Here is a 25,667-nt window from a genome sequence, read left to right as displayed (position 1 = left end):
CTTATGCTTCTTTTACCACATCCCCGGCTTTCTTGTCCCTCCTCAGGCCAAGGTAGCGGGGGTGCCTTAATTTGTTCGTCTTTGTCCATTCGGTAAAGGCCACCTCGCCTACCATCTGTGGCTTTAGCCAGTGTACGTTCTTATCTGGCAGGTCGCCGTTCTTCTCGAATGCCGGTTTGTCTACTTCTATTTCTGACATTTTCACCTGAAGCTCTTCCAGCATCTTATCTGTATAACCCGTGCCTACCTTCCCGGCATACTGCAGTTTATCGTCCTTATAGAATCCCAGCAATAAGGCACCGAAGCCCTTTCTTTCCCCCTGCGGATCGGTATAACCGCCTATCACGAATTCCTGCTGATTCTCACATTTGAACTTTAGCCAGTTGGAAGAGCGGCTGTGCGCATAGCTGCTATCGGCCTTCTTCGCGATAAGGCCCTCCCATTTCTTTTTGCAGGCTTCCTTATAGAATTCCTCGCCCTTCTCGTTGCGATGTGCAGTAAACCTCAACGGATCTTCAAAACTGATGATCGTTCTTAGGATCTTTTTTCGTTCAGTAAGCGGTAACCTGGTAAGATCATGATCTTCGAGGAACATGAGATCGAAAAAGTAAAAATAGACCTTTGTTTTGCTGTTCCTTACTTCCTCCTCCTTCTTAAGATGCATGCGTTTTTGAAGTTCGGAAAAACTGGTGATCTTCCCCTTGAAGGCCACCATTTCCCCATCTGCGATAAAGTTACCGGTCTTTTGCTTTTCTAAAGCTGAAACTATTTCAGGATAAACCTTATTCAGGTTCTTTTTATTGCGGGACATGATGTTCACCTCTTTCCCTTTTTTGAAGACCAGGCAGCGCTCGCCGTCCAGCTTACGTTCAAAGATCCAGTCCTCACCCGAAAACACATCGTGGGTAAGCTTTGCCAGCATGGGCGACATCCAGTCCGGCTGCTTTTTCTTTTTCAGCTTCTCCTGAAGCTCTTCCCGTATGTTCTTAAGCGCATCAATCATCGCTTTCATCTTCTTTTGCGATCTCGTCCATGCTCCTTCCGGTAAGCACCGATTCATTTTCGGTATTCACGGGATTCCGGCGGGCATCGGCTTCCTCGTCATCCACCTTTTTCAGGAACCATTTTTCATCATCACCTTTAGAGGTTCTTATAAGGGTATACCCGCCTTTCAGTTTCTGGCCATGAAGAATAAAGGTGGTATGCCCATTCTTTATCTGTTCTCCCATTGGGATCAGGTTGCCGTCATCGTCCTTCTTATCATTGTCGAATTTCCCGGCATCCCACACCATTACCGTCCCGCCACCATACTGACCTTCGGGGATCACACCTTCAAAATCGGCATATTCCAGCGGATGATCCTCGGTGCGAATGGCCAGTCGTTTCACCTTTGGGTCGGTGGACGGGCCCTTGGGTACGGCCCAGCTCTTCAACACGCCATCTACCAGCAGCCTGAAATCAAAATGCAGATTGGTGGCATCGTGCTTGTGTATCACGAAGATCTGCTTATCCTTATCCTTCTTTTTGCTTTCATCGCCGAAAGGTTCAGAAGAGATATCAAAATTGCGTTTTTCGTGATACTTCTCTAAAAATCCTTTCTTTCCCATTTTATAAGATTTATTCCGTTTTATTCTCTTTTTTTATCGCCGCACTCAGTTCGCGTTCACGGTATGAATCTGAAGCGTCCAGTTGTCTGGTCACGGCTTCCACATCATGTTTCGCATAGGCCTGGTGCAGCTTGGCTATTCCTTCAGTTTTGAAAGGCTCCAGCCAGAACCCGGTGATAAGCGGCAGATGTTCCTTCAGCATTCGTTCCGGGATATCCTTATAATAAAGCGGACTTTCCTGCTTGTTTTCAAATCGTTCCACCATTCTTTCAAGCGAAGCTTCCAGCTCTTCCGATGTCTGCATCCTTATCCTTGCATTCACGTGTACCGCTGTATAATCCCAGGTGCTTATGTCCTTTTCCTTATACCATGACGAGGAAACATAAGCATGAGGGCCATGAAAGATGAGAAGGGCCTCAGCGCCATCTTTCAGAAATTCCTTTTGTTCATTATGATTGGCAATATGGGAATACAGCCTGAAATTTTCGGCATTGCCCTCCGCCAGTACCGGAATATGAGTGGCAAGCAGCCGTTTTCCGTTAAGGATAAAGCTTGCGAAAGGATTGTTTTCAATAAATGAAAAGATGAATTCCTTCTCATCTTTCCGGTATTTTGGTGGTCTGTACATACGATTTATTTACTTTGGTGAAAGGGACATTTCCATTCTTCGCTCACCTCTCTTCCACTGTACTGTCTCGCTTCACTTCTTTTTCCAAAATCTTCCAGCATGGGATTTATGTTCCCCTGCAATTCCTTATCACGCTCCCTTATCTTATCCCTTACATTCTCGTAAGTGCCCATTTCCCTCAACTTCTCGAACTGCCAGTGCAGGTTGAACGCGATTGCCGTGCAGGGGCTCTGCCTTGCCTTTCTTGAGGCTCCGGGATGCATACCTACGATATAGAATGCCCTTCCTGCAATGCTAAAACTGAAATGTTCGCTTTCAGGATCTGAACTTACCCTGGCATCCCAGTCACAGTTATCAGCTTCATTCAGGACTTTCAACTGTTTCCAGAGCTGCTTTTCGAATTCAATTTCGGAATATTCCGGCGAATCCGGAAATACTGCCAGGAAAGTCCTGAAATCGTTCGACTCAAAATCGTAGCCGGTCACATATTTTTCCAGGTCCTTTATTAGCTTCCCTGCCGCCTCTGCAGAGCCAAAATCCTCATAGGAATGAAGCTCTACCTGCTCCATACTAAAGACAGTCTGCGCCATGACACATGGGTGGTCCTTTCCCAGGACAAAATCCTCGAACTTTCTTTTCAACATTTTCTCATCAGAGTTATTCTTCACCTTTTTCAACCCTGGTCTTTCTTCTACTAATTTCATAGTTCTTTTTCCTCTTAATTTTCTTTTTCATTTTATTTTTCCCGGTAACGGATCATCAGGTACATCATGACCGAATTAAGTCCCAGTGAAACTCCGTTGGTGGCGATAATGGGAAGGTCGTTCTGCATGATCCCGTATACCACCCATAAACCAACACCAAGCATAAGGATACCGAACATTCCCGGGGAAACATCCCTGACCTTTTTGGTCTTCCAGGCCTTTTTAATCTGGGGGATCACAGCGATAGTAGTACATACCCCCGCAACCAGCCCCAGTATTTCTTCACCACTCAGACTCATCTCTCAACATCCTTTAATAACCATTCCTCAATCTGGACCTGTGGATCATCTGTATGCATCACTGAAATATCTCCGGTCGTTTCAAAGATCACGGCCCTCACCTGGTCCAATTTTAAAACATTCGCCTCCCGCAATTTGGATCGCAGGTCGGCCTTACTTACCCTGGCTTTCATGAGGTTGTCTTCCAGGATATTCTCTCCTTCCATAAGAAGCAATGGAGAATTGTCCACTATTTTTTTTACCACATTGAACCTCCTGAGCAGGGCTACGCCTATCTGTAAAATATAAACAGCGCCAATGCCAATAATGCCATCCCATAATTTCACTCCGGAAGTAAGTACCGTAGTTGCGATCATGGAACCAATGGCTACCGTCATCGCAAAATCAAAACTGGACATTTTAGAGAAACTTCTTTTTCCCGCCAGCCTTGTAAAAATTATGACCGCCAGATAGATCCCGATCGCGGTAAGCACTATCGCAATAAATTCATTCTCATCGTATATAAACCATTTGTGTATATCCATATCTAACTTCCTATTATTTCTCCACCATTAATATGGATCACCTGTCCCATGATAGAATTGCTGCCTTTCAGTTTATTACTGCCCCGGTAATCATCCCGGATGATCTCGGGTTCAGGATGCATTTTAAATTCATCGCCCGGCTGTTCCTGATCCTGCTCGGGAACATTTTTCAGTTTACTCATAGGTCCTTGTATTGGTCAGTAATGTAAATTACAATGCTTTTCCGCAAAATAAATGTTAAGCAATCATAAGCCTTTGCAAATTTTGAATACCTCCTGCTTATAGTGTTAATAGATGGTTGGAATGAATTAATTGAATAAATTTGAGCATGGAGAATTTTCTGAAAATAGGTCATCGCGGTGCGAAAGGCCATATAGCCGAAAACACCCTGGAAAGTATTCAGAAAGCACTGGATATAGGAGTGGATATGATTGAAATCGATGTTCACCGGTGTGCCAGTGGTGAACTCTGGGTGATCCATGATTTTACACTGGACCGCACTACCGATGGCAGCGGCGAGATCGCCAAGCGACCTGCCGAAGTGATCAGCAAACTTAAGGTGGAAGGCTATTTCAGGATCCCCCTGCTCACAGAAGTGCTGGACCTCATCGAAGGTAAATGCGATATCAATATTGAGCTTAAAGGTCTCAATACCGCCACTCCGGTTTGCGAGGAGGTGCAGAAACGAGTGGCCTCGGGAAAATGGGAATATTCCAATTTCCTTATCTCCAGCTTTCAGAAGAATGAACTTTTCCAGGTAAGGCAGTTAAACGATCATGTTCCCGTGGCAGTACTAAGCAAAGCCAGTGTTCCTGAAGCAATAGAGCTTGGAAAACTTTTGAAGGCCAGCGCAATTCATCCTTCACTGGGGATCATTACCAGGGATAATACCAAACTTTGCCAGCAGGAAGGCTTTAAGGTGAATGTATGGACCGTGAATGAACGCCAGGATATCCTCCGGATGCTTGATTTTGGAGTGGACGGCATCATTTCAGACTATCCCAACCGTCTACATAATCCTTTGCTGGAACTGAAGCCTTAAACATGATTTCGGGTTCAGCATTTATCTCCCTATTTTTACAGCCTGAAAAACAGCCGGGATTTGGAGAAATATGATATTATAATTGTGGGTGGTGGAGCCGCCGGATTCTTTACAGCCATTAACACCGCGGAAAATAATCCACAGCTAAAGATCCTTATCCTGGAACGCGGAAAGGAAGTCCTTACCAAGGTGAAGGTCTCGGGTGGAGGCCGCTGCAATGTAACCCATGCTGAATTCATTCCTTCAGAACTGGTAAAAAGATACCCGCGGGGAGAAAAGGAATTGCGAGGTCCCTTCCATAAATTCATGACCGGTGACACCATTGCCTGGTTCGAAGAAAGGGGCATCGAGCTCAAGACCGAAGAAGATGGTCGCATGTTCCCGGTAACCGACAGCTCACAGACCATTATAGACTGTTTTCAAAAAGAACGTAAACGCCTTAATATTGAGATTCTGAAAGGTCACAGCCTGAAGAACTTTAAAAAAGAAGGGGAATACTGGAAGGTCCAGACCAGCAAAGCCGATTTTGAATGCCGAAAACTCATGCTGGCTACCGGAAGTAACGTCAAGGTATGGAACCTGCTTGAAAAAATGGGACATAACATTGTTCCGGCAGTGCCTTCTCTTTTCACCTTCAACATCCAGGATCCAAGAATAAAAGGTCTAGCCGGCATTTCAACCGATGCCGAAGTAACTGTAGAAAGAGAAAAGCTGGAAAGCTCCGGCCCGCTGCTTATCACCCACTGGGGAATGAGCGGCCCTTCTATCCTGAAACTTTCCGCCTGGGGAGCAAGGGAGCTCAATAAATTGGATTACCGTTTTAAGATCAGCGTAAACTGGTTGCCTGGAAAATCTGCCGCAGAACTGCTGGAAGAATTGAAACAGCTTAAATTCTCTTTATCAAAACAGCAGGTAGCAAAGAGATCTCAATTCGATCTGCCAAGGCGATTATGGCAAAGTATAATAAAGGCTTCGGGAATCGCGGAGGAAATAAAATGGGCCGACCTTAACAAGGAACAGCTGAAAAAACTATCTGAAGAACTTACAGCAGCAGTGTTCAGGGTAAATGGAAAAAGCACTTTCAAGGAAGAGTTCGTTACCGCCGGGGGAATAGACCTGAAGGAAATTGACTTCAAGACCTTTGAAAGCAGGATACATAAAGACCTGTATTTTGCCGGGGAGATCCTGAACATAGACGCGATCACGGGAGGTTTCAATTTTCAGAACGCATGGACGGGAGCTTTTCTGGCCGCCAGGGCTATGAGTTAAGGCGCCAGATCTCGAAATTAAAGAGAATGGTTAACAGCACCCATACCGCATAAGGCACGAGAAGGTAGGCTGCAATAACATTCACTATACGGAACCATTTTATGGTAAAAAGTATCATAATAAAAAGCACTACCAGATCCAGTAATGCTATAAAAGGCTTTTCCAGAGCGAAGAAAAGCAGGAACCAGAATCCATTAAGGAATAACTGAAAGCCAAAATGGTAAAGGGCCGTCTTCACCCATTTATGATAGAAACCCTTGCTCCAAACTATCCCGGCAGCCATCCCCATAAAAATATACAGCACGATCCAGATAGCGCTCACTATGTCCTCATGAATGGTGAACCGCGGTTTGGTAAGAGTGGGGTACCACTCTGCCACTCCGGTTTGAGTAGCCAGCGTCCCCATAAAACCAAAAATGAGGCATATCATAACAGCAACAGAACTCCTTATAAAAAGTTTTTTAGTCATAGCTGGCCGGTTGATTGCACTAAAATAGGAATTTTTATGAATTGGAAGGGCATGAAACCAGTCTATAAAAGTTTAACTTTGCCAAAAAATTTTGAGGATGACCCAACAGGAATTTATCCCCGGGCAAGGGATGGAAAATATCGAATCTGGCGACGTAACCTGGCAATCCCCGAGCAACATAGCTCTGGTGAAGTACTGGGGCAAAAAAGAGAACCAGATCCCGGCCAATCCATCTATCAGTTTCACACTGGATCATTGCAAAAGCACCACTACTCTTAAATTCTCAAAAAAGACCAAAGCTTCAGAAGACTTTGATTTCAGCTTCTATTTTAAAGGCAGTAAAAAGGAAGATTTTAAACCTAAGATCCAGAAGTTCCTTGAAAGGATAGAGGCCTACTGCCCCTACCTCAAAGACTACGAATTTGAGATCCATAGTGAGAATTCATTCCCTCATAGCAGCGGAATAGCTTCTTCGGCAAGTGGAATGAGCGCCCTGGCACTGTGCATCATGGATTTGGAACGTAAATTATATCCCGGGATGGAGGAAGGTTTCTTTAACAGAAAAGCCTCTTTCCTTGCCAGGCTTGGATCGGGCAGTGCAAGCAGGAGCATTGAAGGACCGCTGGTAGTTTGGGGTGAACATACAGAGATAAAGGAAACCTCCGATCTTTACGGAGTACGCCTGCCTTACCAAATTCATGAAATTTTCAAGGATTATCGTGACACCATCCTCCTTGTGGACAAGGGAGAGAAAAAGGTAAGCAGCAGCGTGGGCCACAACCTAATGCATGGCCATCCATTCGCCGAAAAACGTTTTGAGCAGGCGAGCCGCAACCTGGAAAGGCTTATCCCCGTTCTCAGATCGGGCAATCTGGAAGAATTCGTGAGGATAGTTGAGAGCGAGGCACTAACGCTACACGCGATGATGATGAGCAGCGAGCCTTATTTTATCCTTATGAAGCCAAATACCCTGGAGATCATCAATAAAATATGGGCATACCGGGAGTTAACCGGAATTCCGGTTTGCTTTACTCTTGATGCCGGCGCCAATGTGCATCTTCTCTATCCGGCAGCTGACGAAACCAAAGTTTTAGAATTCATTAAGAATGAGTTAGTTGCGTATTGTGAGAATGGGCATTATATTTGCGACTTAGTTGGCAGCGGAGCTAAAAAAATTGACAATGGATAATTGACAATGAGAAAAGAAAATGCCATTAAATCTAAGAGTTTTCTATTCTCGGTAAAAGTTGTTAATTTGTACAAGTCTCTAAGTTCCGAAAAGAAGGAATTTGTAATGTCCAGACAATTGTTGAGATCTGGAACTGCAATTGGAGCATTGGTGAGGTAAGCAGAACATGCTGAAAGTAAAGCGGACTTCATCCATAAATTGTCAATAAGCCTCAAAGAAGCTAATGAAACAGAATACTGGCTTGACCTATTGAATGCCTCGGAATATTTAGAGGAAGGTCAATTTCAGGAATTCAAAAAGGATATTAAGGAAATATTGAGATTACTGGTAGCGATCATTAAGACCTCCAAACAAAAGTAATTTTTAATTTTCCATTATCAATTGTCAATTATTGACCTATGAAAGGACCTCTATTTTACTCTAAAATCCTCCTTTTTGGAGAGTATGGGATCATTAAGGATTCCAAGGGTTTATCCATACCTTACAACTTCTATAATGGAGCGTTAAAAGTAGATTCAAACCTAAGCGAAGCAGCCAAAAAGTCGAATGAGAACCTGAAGCGTTTTGCGACCTACCTTAAAACTCTTGAAGATAAGGACCCCGCACTTGTTCAGTTTGACCTGGAAGCTTTGAATAAGGACATTGAAAAAGGTATGTATTTTGACTCGAGCATTCCTCAGGGATACGGGGTTGGAAGCAGTGGAGCTCTGGTAGCGGCAATTTATGACAAATACGCCAATGATAAGATCACAGTTCTTGAGAACCTTACCCGGGATAAGCTGTTAAAACTGAAGAAAATATTTGGTGAGATGGAGTCTTTCTTCCATGGCAAGTCTTCAGGCCTGGATCCGTTGAACTCTTATCTTAGCATTCCTATCCTTATCAATTCCAAAGAAAATATAGAGCCAGCAGGTATTCCGTCACAGACCGAAAATGGCACCGGAGCGGTATTTTTACTGGATAGCGGTACCACAGGTGAGACCGGGCCAATGGTAAGTATCTTCATGGAGAACATGAAACAGGAGCCATTCAGAAAAATGCTGAAAGAACAATTTGTGAAACATACTGATGCCTGTGTGGAAGATTTTCTGAAGGGTGATGTAAAATCTCTTTTCAGCAATGTGAAGAAACTTTCACATACCGTGCTGGATAATTTTAAACCAATGATCCCCGCACAGTTCCATAAGCTTTGGCAAAAAGGGATCGAAACCAACGATTACTATCTTAAACTCTGCGGTTCCGGCGGAGGCGGATATATTCTCGGCTTTACCGAAGACATCGAAAAAGCCAGAAAATCCCTTGAAGGTTATAAACTAGAAGTAGTCTATAACTTTTAAATTAAATTCATGGCGTCCATTGCTAATAAGCGCTTGCTACTGAAAATACTCAGTCTGTTTTCGGTAGTAAGAGGGTATAATATTCTGGTAGTGGTGATCGCCCAGTATCTTACCTCGGCTTTTATCCTGGCCCCTGAAAAACCCCTTAGGGAGATCCTATTTGACCCCAACCTTTTTTTCCTGATCCTGGCTTCTTCCAGTGTGATCGCATCCGGATATATCATCAATAATTTTTACGATAGCGAAAAGGACCTGATCAACCGGCCTCAAAAAACCATGCTTGACCGGGTGGTGAGTCAGCGTACCAAACTTTCGGTATATTTCATCCTTAATTTCGCTTCCATCTTTTTTGCCAGTTATGTATCCTTCAGGGCAGTAGTGTTCTTTTCGGTGTATATATTCGTGATATGGCTATATTCGTACCGTCTTAAAAGGATCCTTTTTCTGGGAAACCTGGTAGCCTCCATACTCACCATCACCCCTTTCTTCATCGTTTTTGTATACTACAAGAACTTCGAGACCGTGATCTTTATTCATGCCATGTTTCTCTATCTTATGATCGTTATGCGCGAACTGGTAAAGGACCTGGAAAATATGCAGGGAGACCTGGCACAGAATTATCACACCATCCCACTGGTTTACGGAGAGAAATGGAGCAAGTTTTTCCTGACCGTATGCAGTTTTCTGGCAATTCTGCCAATATACCTGCTTGTAAACTGGTATGAGATAGGATATATGGACTACTATTTTTATACCTCTTTTCTCCTACTATTCATTTTTCTGCTGTTATTATACTTCAGCAAAGCCAAATGGCAGTACCTGCTTTTGCATAACATCCTGAAACTGATCATAGTCGCCGGGGTTTTCAGCATTCTTCTGATAGATATCGATGAAGTGATAAACCGGGTCTTCTAGATAACTCCCTCATTATAAACTTTTATCAAATGCTTGGCTTCCTCATAAGCTATACCCTATCTTTGCAAAAAAATTAGCGATGAGCAGGCACGACAGATCTTCAGGTAAGAACAATAAAGCTTCGGGGAGCAGAGGTAACAGATCTTCAGGTTCAAGACAGAGCGGAAGACAAGGCGGAGGAGCCAGGAAAAAGTCCTATGCGAGAGGCAATGCGCCCATTGGGAAGAAAATGGAGAAAAGCCCGCTGTCTAATACCGATGGCATAAGACTGAATAAATATGTCGCCAATTCAGGCGTGTGTTCCCGCCGTGAGGCCGATATGTATATAGCAGCCGGAAATGTGACCGTAAACGGAGAAACCGTTACCGAAATGGGCTATCGCGTGAAGCTTGAAGATGATGTTCGCTTTGATGGAAGACGTCTTAATCCTGAAAAACCTGAATATATCCTGCTCAACAAACCCGCCGGCTTCTTTGTGACCGGCAATCCTGAAAAAGGTGGCAGAACCGTAATGGAACTCATTGCAAAAGCCACAAAAGCGAGAGTTAGCCCTGTTGGCAAACTTGACAACCAGGCAAAGGGCCTGCTCCTTTTTACCAATGATGGCACTCTGGCCAAAAAGCTTGCAAAGCCAAAGAATGGCATACGCCAGATCTACCAGGTAAGCTTAAATAAAAACTTTAGCCAGGAAGATATGGACGCCATGAAAAAAGGAGTCTATATAGAAGGATCCAAAGTTATCATCACAGATGTAAGTTATATCGATAACCGCCCTCATACAGAAGTGGGGATCGAGTTAAACAGTATAAAGGAACATATCGTCACCAAGATCTTCAAAAGCCTGGGCTATGAAGTTGAGAGCCTGGACCGCGTGGTTTTTGGAGGACTTACCAAAAAAGACCTGCCTCGCGGAAGACATAGAAACCTCACTAAACAGGAGGTTATCAACCTTGGGATGCTCTAGTGATTTTTTAAGTTTTTCCTTTTATTTTTTTAATACATTTACCGGGTCAAAACAGAGGTCGGGATAGCCGGCTTCGTATCGATTTTTATGTAATTGAAAAGAAACACCTTTTTATGGCCTGAAGCTTTTACAGGTTCAACCTGCAGCAGTGCGCAAAGACCATTCTTTGTTAACCTCTTGTTTCCCCTCCTTCTATTCTTAACATTAATTTACCAGTCGATTTTTTTGACCCTATAAATTATTCTCTAATTTTTAGCCTTTAAAATTTTTTCAAAAATTGAATACCAAGTACAGCGACCTCATTGACCAGACCTATTACTTCCCGCAGGAAGAATTTACCTTAAATGGTAGCCAGTTAAAATTTCACGATATAAACCTGATGGAACTGGTAGAGAAGTATGGAGCTCCATTGAAGTTCACCTATCTTCCCAAGATCTCTGCTAATATAAACCGGGCAAAAGGCTGGTTTAAGAATGCCATTGAGAAATATAATTATCCAGGGTCTTACAATTACTGTTATTGTACAAAAAGCTCTCACTTTGAACATGTTCTAAATGAGGCTTTAAAGAATGACATCCATATAGAGACCTCATCGGCCTTCGATATAAATATCGTTGAAAAGCTAAAACGTGCGGGCAGGATAACTGATGAGACCTGGGTGATATGCAACGGCTTTAAAAGGGATCAGTATATAGAAAATATCAGCAGGCTCTTAAATGAAGGGCACAAGAACTGCCTTCCCATAATTGACAATTATGAGGAACTGGACCTGCTTTCAGAAAACATAAAAGGAAAGTTCCAAGTAGGAATCAGGATAGCCTCGGAGGAAGAGCCGAAATTCGAATTCTATACCTCAAGACTGGGGATTGGCTATAAGAACATTGTTCCTTTCTACAAGAAACAACTGGAAGACAACGAGCAGGTAGACCTTAGGATGCTTCATTTCTTTATCAATACAGGAATTCGCGATACGGCCTATTACTGGAATGAACTGAACAAGTGTCTTAAAGTATATATCGCTCTGAAGCGCATATGTCCTACCCTGGATAGCCTGAACATCGGCGGCGGATTCCCTATTAAGAATTCACTGGCCTTTGAATACGACTACCAGTATATGGTGGAAGAGATCATCAACCAGATACAGCTTGCCTGTGAAGAAGCTGAAGTTGAAGCACCACATATCTTTACAGAATTTGGAAGTTTCACCGTGGGTGAAAGCGGTGGGGCCATCTATGAAGTGCTTTATCAGAAACAGCAGAACGACAGGGAAAAATGGAATATGATCAATTCATCTTTCATTACCACCCTGCCCGATACCTGGGCGATCAGCAAGAAATTCGTGATGCTGGCCATCAATCGATGGAACGATGAATATGAAAGAGTGCTATTGGGCGGACTCACCTGTGATTCTGATGATTATTACAACTCAGAGCAACATACCAATGCGATCTACCTTCCGAAATTCAAACGAGAGAAACCTTTATATATAGGATTCTTTAATACGGGTGCCTATCAGGATACCATTGGAGGTTTTGGCGGACTTCAACACTGTTTGATCCCACAGCCAAAACATATCCTGATAGACCGGGATGAAAAAGGTGAGCTTACATATCGCCTTTTCAGCGAACAGCAGGATGCAGAGGACATGCTGAATATTTTAGGTTACAATAGAAACAATTAATATTTTATAACTTTAAAACAACTAATCAATTTAATTAGCCATGAGCAAAAAGAATTATGCCGGGATACCCGATAAATATGCTCGTATAGACGAAGCGAAAGTGGTATTGATTCCTGTTCCCTACGATGGTACCAGTACCTGGCAAAAAGGAGCCGATAAAGGCCCTGATGCTTTTCTGAACGCCTCCGAGAATATGGAGCTGTTCGATATTGAGACCCGAAGTGAGGTGTATAAGAAAGGTGTTTACCTTGCACCTCCAGTGACCGAAGATTCTTCTCCGGAGAAGATGGTGGAAGCTGTTTACAAGACGACCAAGAACTATATTAAACAGGATAAGTTCGTTACTCTTTTTGGTGGGGAACATTCAATTTCTATAGGAAGCATCAGAGCGTTTAATGAGTCTTTTGAAGATCTTACCGTGGTACAGATCGATGCTCATGCCGACCTTAGACCTGAATATGAAGGTTCCAAATGTAACCATGCCTGCGCCTTACATGAGGCCAGAAAGACCACGAACCTTATCCAGGTTGGGATACGCTCCATGGATATTTCTGAAATGGACCATATGGATGAGAACCAGGTCTATTTTGCTCATGACCTTTATGAAGACTGGCAGGATGATGCCATAGGGCAGATGACGCCAAATGTATTTATCACAATAGACCTTGATGCTTTTGACCCGAGTATCTTACCGTCTACAGGCACACCAGAACCAGGAGGATTATTCTGGTACGAAACCCTGGAATTCCTGAAAATGATGTTCAAAAAGAAGAATGTGGTCGGCTTTGACATCGTAGAGCTTTGCCCGAATGAAAAAGAGAAATCTTCAGATTTCCTTGCGGCAAAACTTTACTATAAGATGCTGAGCTACAAATTCAAATATCAAAATTACAACGAAGACGACGAAGATGAGTAAAGGACAGATATCTCAGTTCATTGAGAAATATTATTTACACTTTAACGCAGCTGCCCTTGTAGATGCGGCAAAGGATTACGAAAAACAACTGGAGAACGGCTCAAAGATGCTGGTTTCCCTTGCCGGTGCCATGAGTACTGCAGAGCTGGGAAAGATCTTTGCTGAAATGATCCGTCAGGATAAGGTGCATATCATCTCCTGTACAGGTGCAAACCTTGAAGAGGATGTGATGAACCTTGTGGCGCATTCGCATTATAAACGAGTGCCAAATTACAGGGACCTTACTCCTCAGGAGGAATGGGAGCTTTTGGAAAAAGGACTCAACCGGGTTACCGATACCTGTATCCCCGAAGAGGAAGCTTTCAGGAGAATCCAGGAGCATATCTTTAAGATCTGGAAAGATGCTGAAGAAAAGGGAGAACGTTATTTTCCTCACGAATTCCTTCATAAACTGCTTTTAAGCGGAGTGATGGAAGAGCATTATGAAATAGACATCAAGGATTCATGGATGTATGCCGCAGCCGAAAAGAACTTACCAATGGTGGTACCCGGATGGGAAGACAGTACACTGGGAAATATTTTCGCCTCCTATGTACTGAAAGGAGAATTAAAGGCAAGCACCATGAAATCTGGTATTGAGTACATGACCTTCCTGGCCGACTGGTATACCGAGAATTCCCAGAATGGGATCGGGTTCTTCCAGATTGGCGGAGGGATCGCGGGAGATTTCCCGATCTGCGTCGTACCAATGCTGTATCAGGATATGGAAAGAACAGACACTCCTTTCTGGAGCTATTTCTGCCAGATCTCAGATTCAACCACCAGTTACGGATCCTATTCCGGAGCTGTGCCCAATGAGAAGATCACATGGGGTAAACTTGATATCAACACCCCTAAACATATTATTGAAAGCGACGCAACGATAGTTGCCCCCCTGGTCTTTGCATATCTCTTGGATATGTAGAGATCCCGACTTTCAATAAGGAAAGCTGTCCGCAATTGGCGGACAGCTTTTTTTATTTTCTTATTTTTAGGTTCGTTTTTGGAACGCAGACCTCTAAGAAAGCCAACCAGAGGAATTTTAAAGGAAATGACATTCAGGTGACACCCTAATGTCGCCTAAATTTCAAGAGCTTAAGTCTAAGTTTGTTCCAAACAAATCAAAGAATGGAAAATAAGAATTCGATTGCCGCTAATCTGGTTTATAACCGAAAGTTAAAAGGCCTCACCCAAAAAGAACTGTCAGAAAAGACCAACGTTACAGTTAGAACAATCCAGCGAATAGAAAAGGGAGAAACCGAACCTCATCTGCAAACAGTTAAACTTCTGGCAGCGGCTATGGAAATTGAAGTGGATGATCTAATTCCACTTGACAATCCAAAAGAGGAAAGCATTCAGAAAAAATGGTTATTACTTTTTCACGCCACTCCGTTTATAGGTTTTATACTTCCTCTTTTTAATGTTTTCATTCCGTTATTCCTGTGGATCCATAAAAAGGAAGATAATATACTGTATTATGAACATGGGAGAAAGGTGATCAATTTCCAGATTACCCTGGTTATAGCAGTAATTCTCGCATTCATAGCATTAATCACTATAGAAGGCGTAGGATTCTTTGTATTTATAGGGATCCTGCCACTCGCCGTGGTTATTATGCTGTTCAATATAATTTCTGTTGTTAACAGGAATAAATGTTATTACCCCCTGTCAATCCCCTTTCTTTCGAAAAAGAAGGGAATCAATTCGAAAAAAGGAAAAACGATAGCCATCCTGCTTCTGCCTATATTTTTAGTTTCATCAACAAGCTATTCACAAACAATTGAGCGACTGGACGGAACTGAAATTTCCAGGGATTCACTATCAAGTCATATTACGTTCCTGATGAATGATGCAAATGTTCCGGGCATGGTAGTAAGTGTATTCAATGATAATAGACTTTCATACTCCAAAAGTTTTGGATTCAGGAACAATAATGAAAAACTAAAGCTTAACGACACTACCAACATCTATGGGGCTTCCCTGAGCAAAGCTGTCTTCAGCGTCATTGTTATGAAACTGGTTGAGGAAAATGTTATTCAACTGGACACCCCACTGGAATCCTACTTACCAAAGAAAATATATGAGTATGAACCTCAAACCAAATGGCATGATGATTATTCAGACCTGAAAAAGGATTCTCTTTACCATAAGATCACCGCGAGGATGTGTCTTGCCCATACCAGTGGATTTCCAAACTGGAGATTCTTTGAACCCGATAAGAAACTCAGAGTGAAACATACACCAGGAAGTAGGTATTTATATTCTGGAGAAGGCATGGTATACCTACAGGTAGTATTGGAAAAGCTCACTGGAAAAGGTTTTGAAGAGCTTGCCAAGGAGATCGTTTTTCAGCCATTAAATATGGAAAATTCCAGTTATAAGTGGCAGGAAGAATTTGAAAAGGGATATGCCCTGGGACATAACTCAATGGGACAGGCCTATGTAAAAGATAAGGATAATGAACCAAGGGCTCCAAGTACGCTGGAAACAACTCTCGAGGATTACAATAAATTCCTTTTAGCTGTGCTGAACAAGAAAATTCTGAAGGCAGAATCATGGGACGAATTATTCAGTCCTCAGGTACGCATACACTCTTTAAGGCAATTTGGACCTCTGGCAGAAAAAGACGGGGATCTGAATGATGACATCAAACTCTCTTACGGACTGGGATGGGGCTTATTCCAAACACCCTATGGCTGGGGAGCCTTTAAAGAAGGCTTCGGAAGCGGTTTTCAGCATCATTCCGTAATCTTTCCTGAATGCGGAAGCGGGATACTCATGATGACGAATAGCGAGAATGCCGGGGGAATATTTAAGGAGTTATTAGAGGTAGCTATAAAGGACACCTATACACCCTGGGAATGGAATTTCTACACTCCTTATAATTCTCAAGTCAACGAATAAATTTAAGGGGTTTTCTACCGAGCAATTCCCATAGCAGATAGGTAAAAACCACTAGATACTCCAGTGCAATAAACCACATATTTTCCTGGTATTCAGCATTTGAATACGCAAAATAACTAAGCACCACAACACCTGTCCATACGATCATATATCTGAATTCGGTAAACACCGAGAGAACCAGCGGGATTGTGAGGTACCAGGGATGAACAGTTGTTGAAAGAAATAGATAAGCAGTGATCGCAAAAAGCATATTAGTGATCAGCTGCTGAGTATTGTTATTTTTTCTGAAAAAACTCAATGCCATAATTATCAGAAAAGTGATAAACGGAAGCACCACACCCGCGGTCCCAATAATATTATAACCTTTCACCTGGTAACCTATCCATCTAATAATGTAGTAAATGCTCGCATTGAACTCAAATTTCCCAAACCAGAGTCCGATGCTTTGAGTGAAATTCTGAATGACTTCGGGAGAAAAGAAGGGTAAAAAGAAGGCTGCAATTACAATGAGTACCAACAAGTAATAAAGTATAAGCTTCCAGAAACCGTCTCTATTTCGACTCCGCTCAGGATGATTCCTTTTTGCATCACTCACCCTGCTTTCGGAATGACTTTCTTTTGTCTGGATGAGTGGAGCTGAAGCCTTAAAATATCTGAACAATAATGGAAGGAACATCAGGGGTAATAATTTCACAGAAACCGAAAGTCCGAATAAGGCTGCACTCCAAATCCATTTCTTTTTATGCAGCAGGTAAAGAGCCCACACCAGGAAAAAGACCATCACGCCTTCAAAATGCAGATTTCCGGTGAGTTCTATTATTATAAAAGGATTGAGAATATACCAGAAAATTCGATGATCGGGAAGTCGCAGGGCTCTTAATAGCTGTGTTCCAAAGTATAATGTACCAAAGTCTGCAGCAATTATCACTATCCTGAGGAAAATTACAGAGAACAGGATATTTGTGGGCGCAAGCCATCCGGCAACCGAAAAAATGAACTGGTTTAGCGGTGCATAGTTCGTAAAATTACTGGCACTAAGACTTCCCATCCCCTCGAGCAATTGCCGGGCCTGAGCAACCATGAATTCGGGATCTGAGATCAGTTGCCCAGGTACATGTTCATAAGGATTCCAACCGGCTGCCAGAAGTCGGCCATCCCATATGAAACGAAAATAATCCTGGGATAATTCCGGTATTGAAACAATGAAAAGCAACCTAAAAATAAGGGCCAGCGAGACCAGGATCCAGTAATTATGCTTTTGCACCTGTATAAGCTTAAAGCTCATAAAGAACAAAGTTCCATAGAGTCCTGCTAGCTTTACAAAATCAATGCGCTCCAAGTCATAAGCAAAAGAAAGGTAAAAAGCGATACACCCAAGACTAAAAATGATCGGGGTCTGGTAAAGTTCTAATTTCCGGAAATCCATAAAAGTTGGGTCAGCTTCCCGCTAAAATAATCAAACTTCCGGTTTCAGACTTTTAAAAACCACGAAACCGAATCCGCTGAAAAGCATAAGATGGAAGATCAGTAATCCGTATTCATTCAGTTTAAAGGCACTGAATATAGCAAATCCAAAATAGAGAAACAGGAGGGCTTCAATAATCAGGTTGCCTGAAATTTTTTTGCTCAGGTATCTGTTTCCCTTCCAGCTGTCTTTTAAAGAATTTATATTGAATTTCGGAGTCCTTATGAATTCAGATTTCTTTCCAAAGTGCCCTTCCAGAACGGCCAGCGAATTATGAACGGAGAATCCCATGGCAATGGAAAAGAAAGTGAGGAACATTCCAATAAATTTGAAGAAGCTCCTGATCCCCTTTCCATGTATCCTGGCGTAGGCCACATAATAACAGGCGAAGAATATTAGCGTGCTAATGGCAAATGCTCTCAGTACATTGAAATACCAGCTGAAATCCGGGTTTGTAGTCTTAATGTACAGTACGGGCACGCTCATTATCGCGAGTAATAGAACAATAAGGAACATGCTCGAATTCAAAAGATGGAAGAATCCGTGGAACTTTGTACTTAAGGAAACCGAAGGATCCTGCAGAAGTTTTCCGTAGTTCTTCCTGAAATTCTCAGCCGCGCCTTTGTTCCACCTGAACTGCTGACTCCTCGCCGCGCTTATTACGACCGGCAATTCGGCAGGGGTTTCCACATTTTCGAGATACTTGAACTCCCATTTCTTCATCTGTGCCCTGTAACTAAGGTCAAGATCTTCGGTAAGCGTATCGCCGCTCCAGTTACCCGCATCAAGAATACACTCCTTGCGCCAGATTCCTGCAGTTCCATTGAAATTGATGAAATTACGACCGAAATTTCTACCGGTCTGTTCAAGTATGAAATGAAAATCAAGTGCGAAGGCCTGTATCCTGGTAAGCAGCGAATAATCCCTGTTCAAGTGTCCCCAACGAGTTTGAACCACACCTATTTTTTTATTCTTAAAATAAGGAAGTGTTCTGAAAAGCCAGTTTTCCCCCGGCATAAAATCGGAATCAAAAACCGCTATGAACTCCCCTTTGGCAATTTTAAGGCCTTCCTTTAAGGCTCCTGCCTTAAAACCGGTTCTTTCCTTTCTCCTTATATGCTGAATATCGAAGCCCTTAGAGGCGAGCTCGTCAACAATTACTTTCGTCTTTTCTACTGAATGATCGGTAGAATCATCGAGTACCTGGATCTCAAGTTTATCTTTCGGGTAATTTATTCTTGCAATATTTTTCAGTAAACGCTCCACCACATAATATTCATTATATAATGGCAACTGAATGGTGACCGGCGGTAATTCATCTTCCCCGGAAAAGTCATATTTCTCCGAATCGTCTGTGGTCTTAGTAGCCCGTAGATAATTCACCAATAAATGAAGCTGGGAAAGGCTGTAAATAAATATAACGAGTAAAGCAAGAGTGTAAATGGTAATTACCGCTAAATCTATCATTTAAAACTATATTTAAAAATCCAGCCGAGGATCTTTACTCCTGCAAAGATAGCACCTTTCACCGTTCCTGAAACCTTGGAGACACCAATGCGATTCTTATAATGTACCGGCACCTCGGCATAGCTTAGCTTTTGTCGTAAAGCCTTGAGTTGCATTTCAACCGTCCAGCCATAAGTTTTATCCTGCATCTCCAGCTGCAGCAGTGTTTGGTATTTGATGGCCCTGAACGGCCCCAGGTCGGTGAAGCTGGAACCAAAGAAAAGTTTCATAAGAGTTGTGGCTAGCCAGTTTCCGAAGATCTGCGGAAAGGTCATTGAACCTTTTTCTCTCCACCTCTTCACCCTTGCTCCCACTACCAGGTCCTTGTTATCTTCTATGATCGGTTGAATAAGTTTCTCCATTTCCTCCGGGTAATCAGAATAGTCCCCGTCAAGGAAGACAATGATATCCGGCTCGGGATCCTGTGTAGCGATATACTCCATTCCCTTTAAACAGGCATAACCGTATCCCTTTCTGGACTCGGTAAGCACCGTTGCGCCAGATTCTTTAGCGTTCTTCTCGGTATCATCGGTAGAATTATTGCTCACAACGATCACCTCGTCTACGAAGTCTGGAATATCGTTAATTACATGGGATATGGAATCGGCCTCATTATGGGCAGGAATAATAACTTTAATCAGCGATGGCATCGGGTAGATTCTCTTTCAAAATTTGAATGCAAGATTACAAATTATTTACTACTCTCCCTGATTAAATCCATCAGATCAACATTATCGTCCATCACAGGCTCTTCAGATCTTATCCTGTCATTTCTTGATCCGTTTTCAAGTTTAAGAACTCCTCTGGGACAGACCGCAGAACAAATTCCGCAGCCAACACAGCTGGAACGGACTATATTCTGACCTTTCTGAGCGTATGCACGAACATCGATACCCATTTCACAATAAACAGAACAATTCCCACAGGAGATACACTGCCCTCCATTCGTGGTTATTCTGAATTTTGAAAAAAGCCGTTGCTGCATTCCCAGGATCGCAGCCATGGGACAACCAAAACGGCACCAGACACGGCTACCAAAGATCGGGTAAAACCCAACGCCAATAACTCCTGAAAAAGCGGCCCCGATAAGAAATCCATACCACTGTCTCAACAGGTAGGCATCAAAAAAAAAGATCTTATAATTCCCGCTGAAATAATTGATCCCGATGATTGACATTATAATAACGAAGTAAGAAACAGCACCAATTTTAGCATCTTTTGCCAGCTCTTCCCGCTTAAATATCATAATGAGCGCAAAAATGATTGTAAGTAAAAGGGCGCTTCCCCAAAGGAAAACATCTTTTGTTAGCAGGTAGCCCTTTGATTCGTCACCCAGAAATGAGTAGACCACAGCGATGGTCATTACTGTAACGAAAACAAGAACACTATGTATCACCCAGCGCTCAACCTTCCATGCGAAAAGTGATTTATCTGAGAGATGACGATAAGGATCGCCGGCAGTTTCAGCAAGACCGCCACAACCACAAACCCAGGAACAATACCAGCGTTTTCCGTATTTATAAGTAAGTATAGGAGTGATTACAAATATAGATACCACACCAAAGAGCAACATAAACATTCCCAGGTTGCCGGCAGAGAGAAATTCCTGGATCTTATAGCCGGCAAAAAGATCATAATTGAGCGGCCATATATTCTTGAAATCGTAATAGGGTTTATTTAGCCTTATGAGTATCTCAGGGATCAGAAATGCAAAACCAAGCTGAAAGAACATCACCGAAAAGGTTCGTATCACCTCATACCTGTTGTGCCGGTACTTGAGAATAAACTTATAACCAAAGATGAGGATGGCAAGAGTATAAAGCGTTCCGTAAACGAACCACTGACTCGCAGGGCCACCATTGATAAGTTTGCTCAGGGGATCAAAAAGGGCTATGATCCCTGTGTTCTCACCGTCTGAATTCAGTCCGAGGTACTGAGGGAACCAGTAAAGTACAATGTAGAAAAGTGTTAGAGCAATCCCCAAAATCCAGGCCCAGAAACCACGGCCCGTCATTGATTTAAACCACACACCATCATTCTTTATCCCTTCGTGTTTTCCCAGGTAAGCATCATTGGCAAAGATGATGGTTCCTGCAGCAATGAGCCCCAGGGAAAGAGTAAGGAACAATGTTTTATTCGGAAAATTGACATTGGCTATGGCCAGGATCAGGATAAAGAGTCCGGTAAGACCAATCCCGGTCGCCAGTTTCTGTTTGCCGGAAAGTGCTGCCGGAGAATCTCCAGTCATTGCCATATTATGTTCTAGTCTGCTCATTTTTATGCTTCCTGTAGATTATTCTTAAAACTTCCGAATATTTCCTTTTCATGGTGGTCGTAGAATTCGGGATCGAAATTGGCCAGTTTCAGATTCTTCAATACAAATTCGATACTTTTCTTCTCATTAAGCCATGTATCAATCACCTCGTGACGCATCCTTATCCCAAAGGTATTTATCCCGAGGAATTCCCCGGAAGCTTTATCATAAGCTATGGTGATCGCTTTAGGTTCCTTATCATGCCGCCAGTGAAAATGGGCTTCGTTATTCGTTGGCTCAGGCCAAACCCAGCCATAGGTCTGATATTCTATATCAAAGAATTTAGCAGAATTGAACCAGTTGCCGGGAGTATATTTCATGGGTTTTCCCGTTAAAGTTTGTGCGAGTGTTTCCCCCATGATCCTGCCGGTATACCATACCTGTTCAACAGCTTTTCTTCCACCAGAGATCTGGCGATGCTGCACACAATCACCAATGGCATATACATCAGGAATATTCGTTCCCAGATATTCATTGACAAGTATGCCTTTATCTGTTTCCAGCGGAGTACCGCTTAAAAACTCAATATTAGGCCGTACACCTGTACATAAACCTACAAACTGGCATTCAATTTCTTCACCTTCACTAGAAGTTACTGCCATCACTCTGCCGTTTCCGTCAGAAAGGATCTTATCAAGTTCAACATTATGTCTTAGATCTATGCCATGGGCTTTAATATGATCGGATATCATCTCACCTTCAGGAAGGGGCAAAACATTATGCCAGAAGGCCTTTTCCCGCACCAGGAACGTAACCTCAATATTTCTTGTTCGCAGCATTTCTGCCAGCTCAACACCTATAAGGCCACCGCCAACGATAACCGCTCTTTTGGTAGATTTTGTATTTTGTTCCAGCAGTTCAAGATCCTGCTTGCTCACCAGACCCTGAACCCCGTCGAGATCTTCACCTTCCCAGCCAAATTTGTTATATACCGAACCTGTTGCAAGTATGAGTTTATCATAACTCATGGAACCACCTTCAGCAAAATGGAGCTCCTTTTCATCAAAACTAATATTCTCTACCCACGCCTTCTTCAGTTCTATCCTGTTCTTCTCCCAGAACCAGTCTTCGTAAGGCTTCAGATGATCCCATTTCATATGTCCCATATAAACATACATCAAAGCGGTACGCGAGAAAAAATAATCAGATTCCCCGGAGATCACGGTGATCCTGTTATCCGATCTTTTGCGGATATGCCGGGCAGCGGTGATACCCGCAATGCCATTTCCAATAATTACGATATGTTCCATATTCTCAAGGCTTCAAAAATAGCCATTCTTAAGGTAGATTCATCAGAGTAAAGAAAGAGGAAAATAGCCAGAAAGCAAAGTGTAGCCGTTATTTAATACGATCTTACTCGTTTACAATAATGTGCATACAGCTCATCGGCGCCTGCGCCAAATCTTCTTTTCCAGTAGATCTCGGCAAAAAGCCGCTGGGCACGCCACACTCCCATCTTCTCATAAAGACGTGCAGAAGTAGTAAGCCAGCTATTGATTACAGTGAACTGCCTTTGGCTGTAAAGGCGTTTTATGATCTCATTATCCTCATAAATCTTATACGATTCATCAAAACCACCAATATTTTCAAAGAGCTCCTTTTGCACGAAAAGGGACTGGTCACCACCACGACAGGAAATATGATTTATCCTTGTAAACCACCCCATTAGATTAAGCCACCAGTGATCTTTATCGAACCTCATCCGGAAACACCCTGCTTTATTCCCATTCTCAACTTCTTGCAGTATAAGACTATCAAAATTTTCAGGCGGCAAACTATCGGCATGAAGAAAATAGAGTACCTGGGAGGAAGCCATCCTGGCCCCGGCATTCATTTGTACCGCTCTTCCCTTTTCAGAATTTAAAAGCACTATATTTTGAGAGTTACGGACTAATTGAGCCGTTTGATCGGAGCTGCCACCATCCACGATGATGATCTCTGAAACATGGCCTGAAGAGGTTTCCTCCAGGTGAGATAACAGGATTGGAAGCTTATCTTCCTCATTAAAAACCGGTATGATTATACTGATCATCAATCAACTATTTGGCCTCATTGAGATTCCAGTCGTAATCTTTAAAAGAAACTGAAGCATCTGAATTTATCCGGATATTTGAATACCGGTTCACATATTCTATCAGAGACTGTCCATCTTCAGTAAAATCACCCTTATACCAATCGAATATTGATGAAAGCTTAACCGATTTTTCCGAGATCTCGTTCTTATCAGAATTTATGAATTGCCTGGTAGCCTTTTCCAGTTGTTCTTCGATATTTTCAGCAGTAAAAGCCTCGTTCATTAATTTTGGGCAGGAAACAGAGGCGCAATTGATCGCGAAATGTATCCGCGGTTCATTCATCTTCCTAAGAATACTGTGCTCCAGGCCTCCAAGAGATATCCTGGTATCGCCAACCCTGATAAACTCCCTGGTCCAGGGACCATTGAGATCTTTAATACTCTTTAAAGGATAATTTCGAAGGATCAGATCTACCGTATAGGCATTATACAGGTTGATATAATAAGCCAGTAATTCTGCGGTAGACCAGCTGTCAGCCGGAGACTGATCGGACAGCATTGTGAGATACTGATCAAGCTTTTGCCTGTCGGTCTTAAATCCCTTATAATCCACCCATCCATCCTCGGTCACATATTCCTGAAGAAGTGCGTTCCAAACGCTATGATCAATTTGAACAGCAGATTCCACATCCATTGCAATTTCATCTTCCACATCGGGAGTAGGAAGTCCTTTACTGTTAAAACCAGCACTTGAAATCAGGTTGCAGGAAGCAAAAGCAAATGCCCCGGAAATAAGGATCGCAAAACTTAAGATCAGTTGTTTCATAATAATACGTTTTGGATTGGCTCCGCACAACCTGTCAATCCCATCTAAAAATCTGATTTAACAACAGCCGCCACCATCATAATGCCAGGTAGATTCACTGATGAAAATATCATCCCGTTCAAGGGCTGCTATAGCACCAGCAGTTTTATCACAGATAGCCAGAGGCTGATTCTTCAAAAGGACATGTCCTTTCCCGTCATCAAAATAATCCTGGTCACCATAATAGATCGCTGCTTTCCCGGTAAATATACAAGGTCCATCCTCTGGCATCGGATCTTTGATCGCGGCTACTTCAATAGATTCTATATAGATCAGCTCCTCAGTAGGATAACTCTTAGGGTCCAGGATCCTATAAGGCTTTCGCGCCCTTATTTCTATGGTTCCGAAGCCTACATCTGTAAGAGCCTTAACATAATCTTTTATGGGAAGGCTACCGCTAAGACAAAGGGCTCGCAATCTTTCATCATTTCTCAGTTCCTCGTTCATCTCCTGCTCACAGGTAGGATCGCTCATCACCAGCCGGCCATGTGGTTTTAACACGCGATACATTTCCTTTAAGGCTTTGGTAAGCTCTTCTGTCTTGAAAATATTAAAAAGGCAGTTCTGGGCTGCCACATCAATTGAATTATCTTCTACCGGAAGATCGGTGGCATCTCCTTTTTTAAGGTCCACAAATTCAGATCTGAACCAGGGGTTTAATTCTTCAGCTTCCTTAAAATTCCTTCTTGAGGCTTCCAGCATTTCATCCACTACATCCACACCTACAACCCCGGATTTCTGTCTTGAAAAATAAGCAAATTGCAACAGTTCCATTCCGCCTCCAACCCCTACATAAAGGGTTTTCGGGTTATTGGTAAGGTCTCTTGCATGTACGGTGGTCCCACAGCCATAATTCATTTCCTGCATGATCTTTGGAATCTTAAGCCCTGGCAATTCCCAAATAGGATTGGTAGTACAGCAAAGGCCTACATCGGGAGTTAAAGCCGCCTCGCGGTATACATCTTTTGTCGTTTCTAAATAGCTCATCTATAATATTATCAATTGGATAGGTTCCA

26 protein-coding genes and 1 pseudogene are annotated in these 25,667 nt (G+C 42.8%); 11 read left to right on the top strand and 16 right to left on the bottom strand.

All coding sequences use genetic code 11. The features are described from left to right. Position 1: 1 nt before the first annotated feature. From ligD to EZJ28_RS00565, 7 genes are read right to left on the bottom strand one after another with little or no spacing between them, the layout of a single operon-like run. Entirely contained in the window at positions 2-1,060 is a 1,059-nt protein-coding gene (ligD, locus tag EZJ28_RS00595; RefSeq protein WP_207388416.1) for a non-homologous end-joining DNA ligase, read from the bottom strand. Then, positions 996-1,607 (bottom strand): DNA polymerase ligase N-terminal domain-containing protein, encoded by a 612-nt coding sequence (locus tag EZJ28_RS00590; protein ID WP_131393812.1) that lies wholly within the window; start codon positions 1,605-1,607, stop codon positions 996-998. The genes ligD and EZJ28_RS00590 overlap by 65 nt, the downstream gene beginning before the upstream one ends. A gap of 10 nt (positions 1,608-1,617) precedes the next feature. Further along, a complete protein-coding gene (locus EZJ28_RS00585; protein WP_131393810.1) occupies positions 1,618-2,235 on the bottom strand; it encodes an FMN-binding negative transcriptional regulator in 618 nt (205 codons plus the stop codon). Between the two features lie 5 nt (positions 2,236-2,240). Beyond that, positions 2,241-2,939 (bottom strand): guanitoxin biosynthesis heme-dependent pre-guanitoxin N-hydroxylase GntA, encoded by a 699-nt coding sequence (gntA, locus tag EZJ28_RS00580; RefSeq protein WP_131393808.1) that lies wholly within the window; start codon positions 2,937-2,939, stop codon positions 2,241-2,243. A 32-nt stretch (positions 2,940-2,971) separates the two neighbouring features. Beyond that, entirely contained in the window at positions 2,972-3,238 is a 267-nt protein-coding gene (locus tag EZJ28_RS00575) for a SemiSWEET family sugar transporter (protein ID WP_131393806.1), read from the bottom strand. Next, positions 3,235-3,756, bottom strand: a complete 522-nt coding sequence (locus tag EZJ28_RS00570) for a DUF421 domain-containing protein (protein WP_394346085.1) — start codon at positions 3,754-3,756, stop codon at positions 3,235-3,237. Before EZJ28_RS00570 ends, EZJ28_RS00575 begins: the two co-directional genes overlap by 4 nt. A gap of 8 nt (positions 3,757-3,764) precedes the next feature. Continuing rightward, positions 3,765-3,944 (bottom strand): hypothetical protein, encoded by a 180-nt coding sequence (locus tag EZJ28_RS00565; RefSeq protein ID WP_131393802.1) that lies wholly within the window; start codon positions 3,942-3,944, stop codon positions 3,765-3,767. Between the two features lie 146 nt (positions 3,945-4,090). Between EZJ28_RS00565 and EZJ28_RS00560 the strand changes: the two genes are divergently transcribed. Together EZJ28_RS00560 and EZJ28_RS00555 are read left to right on the top strand one after the other, a co-directional pair. Continuing rightward, a complete protein-coding gene (locus EZJ28_RS00560; RefSeq protein ID WP_131393800.1) occupies positions 4,091-4,804 on the top strand; it encodes a glycerophosphodiester phosphodiesterase family protein in 714 nt (237 codons plus the stop codon). A 60-nt stretch (positions 4,805-4,864) separates the two neighbouring features. Further along, positions 4,865-6,073 (top strand): NAD(P)/FAD-dependent oxidoreductase, encoded by a 1,209-nt coding sequence (locus EZJ28_RS00555; protein WP_131393798.1) that lies wholly within the window; start codon positions 4,865-4,867, stop codon positions 6,071-6,073. Here the strand turns inward: EZJ28_RS00555 and EZJ28_RS00550 are convergent. Next, positions 6,063-6,542, bottom strand: coding sequence for a TspO/MBR family protein (locus EZJ28_RS00550; protein ID WP_131393796.1), 480 nt, complete (start codon positions 6,540-6,542; stop codon positions 6,063-6,065). The genes EZJ28_RS00555 and EZJ28_RS00550 overlap by 11 nt on opposite strands. A 97-nt stretch (positions 6,543-6,639) precedes the next feature. On the opposite strand from EZJ28_RS00550, the gene EZJ28_RS00545 reads away from it, so the two are divergent. From EZJ28_RS00545 to EZJ28_RS00505, 9 genes and pseudogenes are all read left to right on the top strand, one after another. Further along, positions 6,640-7,731 carry a diphosphomevalonate/mevalonate 3,5-bisphosphate decarboxylase family protein gene (locus EZJ28_RS00545; protein ID WP_131393794.1) on the top strand — a complete coding sequence of 364 codons (1,092 nt, stop codon included), beginning with the start codon at positions 6,640-6,642 and terminating at the stop codon, positions 7,729-7,731. Between the two features lie 6 nt (positions 7,732-7,737). Further along, a pseudogene (locus EZJ28_RS00540) lies at positions 7,738-8,091 on the top strand (four helix bundle protein). 38 nt (positions 8,092-8,129) lie between these two features. Further along, positions 8,130-9,068, top strand: coding sequence for a mevalonate kinase (locus EZJ28_RS00535; RefSeq protein ID WP_131393792.1), 939 nt, complete (start codon positions 8,130-8,132; stop codon positions 9,066-9,068). Positions 9,069-9,077: 9 nt separating this feature from the next. After that, positions 9,078-9,983, top strand: a complete 906-nt coding sequence (locus EZJ28_RS00530; protein WP_131393790.1) for a geranylgeranylglycerol-phosphate geranylgeranyltransferase — start codon at positions 9,078-9,080, stop codon at positions 9,981-9,983. A gap of 79 nt (positions 9,984-10,062) precedes the next feature. Next, the gene (locus EZJ28_RS00525; RefSeq protein ID WP_131393788.1) at positions 10,063-10,947 is read left to right on the top strand and encodes a pseudouridine synthase; all 885 of its coding nucleotides are present in this window, start codon (positions 10,063-10,065) and stop codon (positions 10,945-10,947) included. Positions 10,948-11,224: 277 nt separating this feature from the next. Beyond that, positions 11,225-12,628 carry an arginine decarboxylase gene (locus EZJ28_RS00520; RefSeq protein WP_131393787.1) on the top strand — a complete coding sequence of 468 codons (1,404 nt, stop codon included), beginning with the start codon at positions 11,225-11,227 and terminating at the stop codon, positions 12,626-12,628. A 40-nt stretch (positions 12,629-12,668) separates the two neighbouring features. Next, positions 12,669-13,544, top strand: a complete 876-nt coding sequence (speB, locus tag EZJ28_RS00515; protein WP_131393785.1) for an agmatinase — start codon at positions 12,669-12,671, stop codon at positions 13,542-13,544. Next, on the top strand, positions 13,537-14,508 hold the full coding sequence (locus EZJ28_RS00510) for a deoxyhypusine synthase family protein (RefSeq protein WP_131393783.1): 972 nt from the start codon (positions 13,537-13,539) through the stop codon (positions 14,506-14,508). The genes speB and EZJ28_RS00510 overlap by 8 nt, the downstream gene beginning before the upstream one ends. 203 nt (positions 14,509-14,711) lie before the next feature. Then, positions 14,712-16,487 carry a serine hydrolase gene (locus EZJ28_RS00505; protein ID WP_131393781.1) on the top strand — a complete coding sequence of 592 codons (1,776 nt, stop codon included), beginning with the start codon at positions 14,712-14,714 and terminating at the stop codon, positions 16,485-16,487. On the opposite strand, the gene EZJ28_RS00500 is transcribed toward EZJ28_RS00505, so the two are convergent. The 8 genes from EZJ28_RS00500 to arsM all read right to left on the bottom strand — a co-directional run bounded on the left by EZJ28_RS00500 (position 16,477) and on the right by arsM (position 25,638). Then, complete coding sequence (locus EZJ28_RS00500; RefSeq protein WP_131393779.1) at positions 16,477-17,913, bottom strand: mannosyltransferase; 1,437 nt, start codon at positions 17,911-17,913, stop codon at positions 16,477-16,479. The two genes, EZJ28_RS00505 and EZJ28_RS00500, sit on opposite strands and share 11 nt — an antisense overlap. 30 nt (positions 17,914-17,943) lie before the next feature. Beyond that, a complete protein-coding gene (locus tag EZJ28_RS00495; RefSeq protein WP_131393777.1) occupies positions 17,944-19,419 on the bottom strand; it encodes a cellulose synthase family protein in 1,476 nt (491 codons plus the stop codon). Continuing rightward, positions 19,416-20,108: a glycosyltransferase family 2 protein gene (locus tag EZJ28_RS00490; RefSeq protein ID WP_131393775.1), complete on the bottom strand. Its 693-nt coding sequence runs from the start codon at positions 20,106-20,108 to the stop codon at positions 19,416-19,418. The genes EZJ28_RS00495 and EZJ28_RS00490 overlap by 4 nt, the downstream gene beginning before the upstream one ends. A gap of 41 nt (positions 20,109-20,149) precedes the next feature. Beyond that, the gene (locus tag EZJ28_RS00485) at positions 20,150-21,733 is read right to left on the bottom strand and encodes a 4Fe-4S dicluster domain-containing protein (RefSeq protein ID WP_131393773.1); all 1,584 of its coding nucleotides are present in this window, start codon (positions 21,731-21,733) and stop codon (positions 20,150-20,152) included. Positions 21,734-21,735: 2 nt separating this feature from the next. Further along, on the bottom strand, positions 21,736-23,022 hold the full coding sequence (locus tag EZJ28_RS00480; RefSeq protein WP_131393771.1) for an NAD(P)/FAD-dependent oxidoreductase: 1,287 nt from the start codon (positions 23,020-23,022) through the stop codon (positions 21,736-21,738). Positions 23,023-23,114: 92 nt separating this feature from the next. Then, positions 23,115-23,804, bottom strand: coding sequence for a TIGR04283 family arsenosugar biosynthesis glycosyltransferase (locus EZJ28_RS00475; RefSeq protein ID WP_131393769.1), 690 nt, complete (start codon positions 23,802-23,804; stop codon positions 23,115-23,117). A gap of 7 nt (positions 23,805-23,811) precedes the next feature. After that, positions 23,812-24,612 carry a DUF547 domain-containing protein gene (locus EZJ28_RS00470; protein ID WP_131393767.1) on the bottom strand — a complete coding sequence of 267 codons (801 nt, stop codon included), beginning with the start codon at positions 24,610-24,612 and terminating at the stop codon, positions 23,812-23,814. A 57-nt stretch (positions 24,613-24,669) separates the two neighbouring features. Continuing rightward, the gene (gene arsM, locus EZJ28_RS00465) at positions 24,670-25,638 is read right to left on the bottom strand and encodes an arsenosugar biosynthesis arsenite methyltransferase ArsM (RefSeq protein WP_131393765.1); all 969 of its coding nucleotides are present in this window, start codon (positions 25,636-25,638) and stop codon (positions 24,670-24,672) included. Between the last annotated feature and the right edge of the window lie 29 nt (positions 25,639-25,667).

The organism is Gramella sp. KN1008 (assembly GCF_004332155.1).
In the GTDB taxonomy this organism is placed as follows: domain Bacteria; phylum Bacteroidota; class Bacteroidia; order Flavobacteriales; family Flavobacteriaceae; genus Christiangramia.
Note: the sequence above shows the minus strand (reverse complement) of the source record. Positions and strands in the feature narration are given on the sequence as shown.

Bases quoted from the DNA above. Each gene is read 5' to 3' on its own strand.
- EZJ28_RS00530 (WP_131393790.1), top strand. From the start codon at position 9,078: ATGGCGTCCATTGCTAATAAGCGCTTGCTACTGAAAATACTCAGTCTG.
- EZJ28_RS00565 (WP_131393802.1), bottom strand. From the start codon at position 3,944: ATGAGTAAACTGAAAAATGTTCCCGAGCAGGATCAGGAACAGCCGGGC.
- ligD (WP_207388416.1), bottom strand. From the start codon at position 1,060: ATGAATCGGTGCTTACCGGAAGGAGCATGGACGAGATCGCAAAAGAAG.
- EZJ28_RS00475 (WP_131393769.1), bottom strand. From the start codon at position 23,804: ATGATCAGTATAATCATACCGGTTTTTAATGAGGAAGATAAGCTTCCA.
- EZJ28_RS00505 (WP_131393781.1), top strand. From the start codon at position 14,712: ATGGAAAATAAGAATTCGATTGCCGCTAATCTGGTTTATAACCGAAAG.
- speB (WP_131393785.1), top strand. From the start codon at position 12,669: ATGAGCAAAAAGAATTATGCCGGGATACCCGATAAATATGCTCGTATA.
- arsM (WP_131393765.1), bottom strand. From the start codon at position 25,638: ATGAGCTATTTAGAAACGACAAAAGATGTATACCGCGAGGCGGCTTTA.
- EZJ28_RS00590 (WP_131393812.1), bottom strand. From the start codon at position 1,607: ATGGGAAAGAAAGGATTTTTAGAGAAGTATCACGAAAAACGCAATTTT.
- EZJ28_RS00500 (WP_131393779.1), bottom strand. From the start codon at position 17,913: ATGGATTTCCGGAAATTAGAACTTTACCAGACCCCGATCATTTTTAGT.
- EZJ28_RS00545 (WP_131393794.1), top strand. From the start codon at position 6,640: ATGACCCAACAGGAATTTATCCCCGGGCAAGGGATGGAAAATATCGAA.
- EZJ28_RS00525 (WP_131393788.1), top strand. From the start codon at position 10,063: ATGAGCAGGCACGACAGATCTTCAGGTAAGAACAATAAAGCTTCGGGG.
- EZJ28_RS00490 (WP_131393775.1), bottom strand. From the start codon at position 20,108: ATGCCATCGCTGATTAAAGTTATTATTCCTGCCCATAATGAGGCCGAT.
- EZJ28_RS00470 (WP_131393767.1), bottom strand. From the start codon at position 24,612: ATGAAACAACTGATCTTAAGTTTTGCGATCCTTATTTCCGGGGCATTT.
- EZJ28_RS00480 (WP_131393771.1), bottom strand. From the start codon at position 23,022: ATGGAACATATCGTAATTATTGGAAATGGCATTGCGGGTATCACCGCT.
- EZJ28_RS00550 (WP_131393796.1), bottom strand. From the start codon at position 6,542: ATGACTAAAAAACTTTTTATAAGGAGTTCTGTTGCTGTTATGATATGC.
- EZJ28_RS00510 (WP_131393783.1), top strand. From the start codon at position 13,537: ATGAGTAAAGGACAGATATCTCAGTTCATTGAGAAATATTATTTACAC.
- EZJ28_RS00585 (WP_131393810.1), bottom strand. From the start codon at position 2,235: ATGTACAGACCACCAAAATACCGGAAAGATGAGAAGGAATTCATCTTT.
- EZJ28_RS00560 (WP_131393800.1), top strand. From the start codon at position 4,091: ATGGAGAATTTTCTGAAAATAGGTCATCGCGGTGCGAAAGGCCATATA.
- EZJ28_RS00535 (WP_131393792.1), top strand. From the start codon at position 8,130: ATGAAAGGACCTCTATTTTACTCTAAAATCCTCCTTTTTGGAGAGTAT.
- EZJ28_RS00485 (WP_131393773.1), bottom strand. From the start codon at position 21,733: ATGAGCAGACTAGAACATAATATGGCAATGACTGGAGATTCTCCGGCA.
- EZJ28_RS00495 (WP_131393777.1), bottom strand. From the start codon at position 19,419: ATGATAGATTTAGCGGTAATTACCATTTACACTCTTGCTTTACTCGTT.
- EZJ28_RS00575 (WP_131393806.1), bottom strand. From the start codon at position 3,238: ATGAGTCTGAGTGGTGAAGAAATACTGGGGCTGGTTGCGGGGGTATGT.
- gntA (WP_131393808.1), bottom strand. From the start codon at position 2,939: ATGAAATTAGTAGAAGAAAGACCAGGGTTGAAAAAGGTGAAGAATAAC.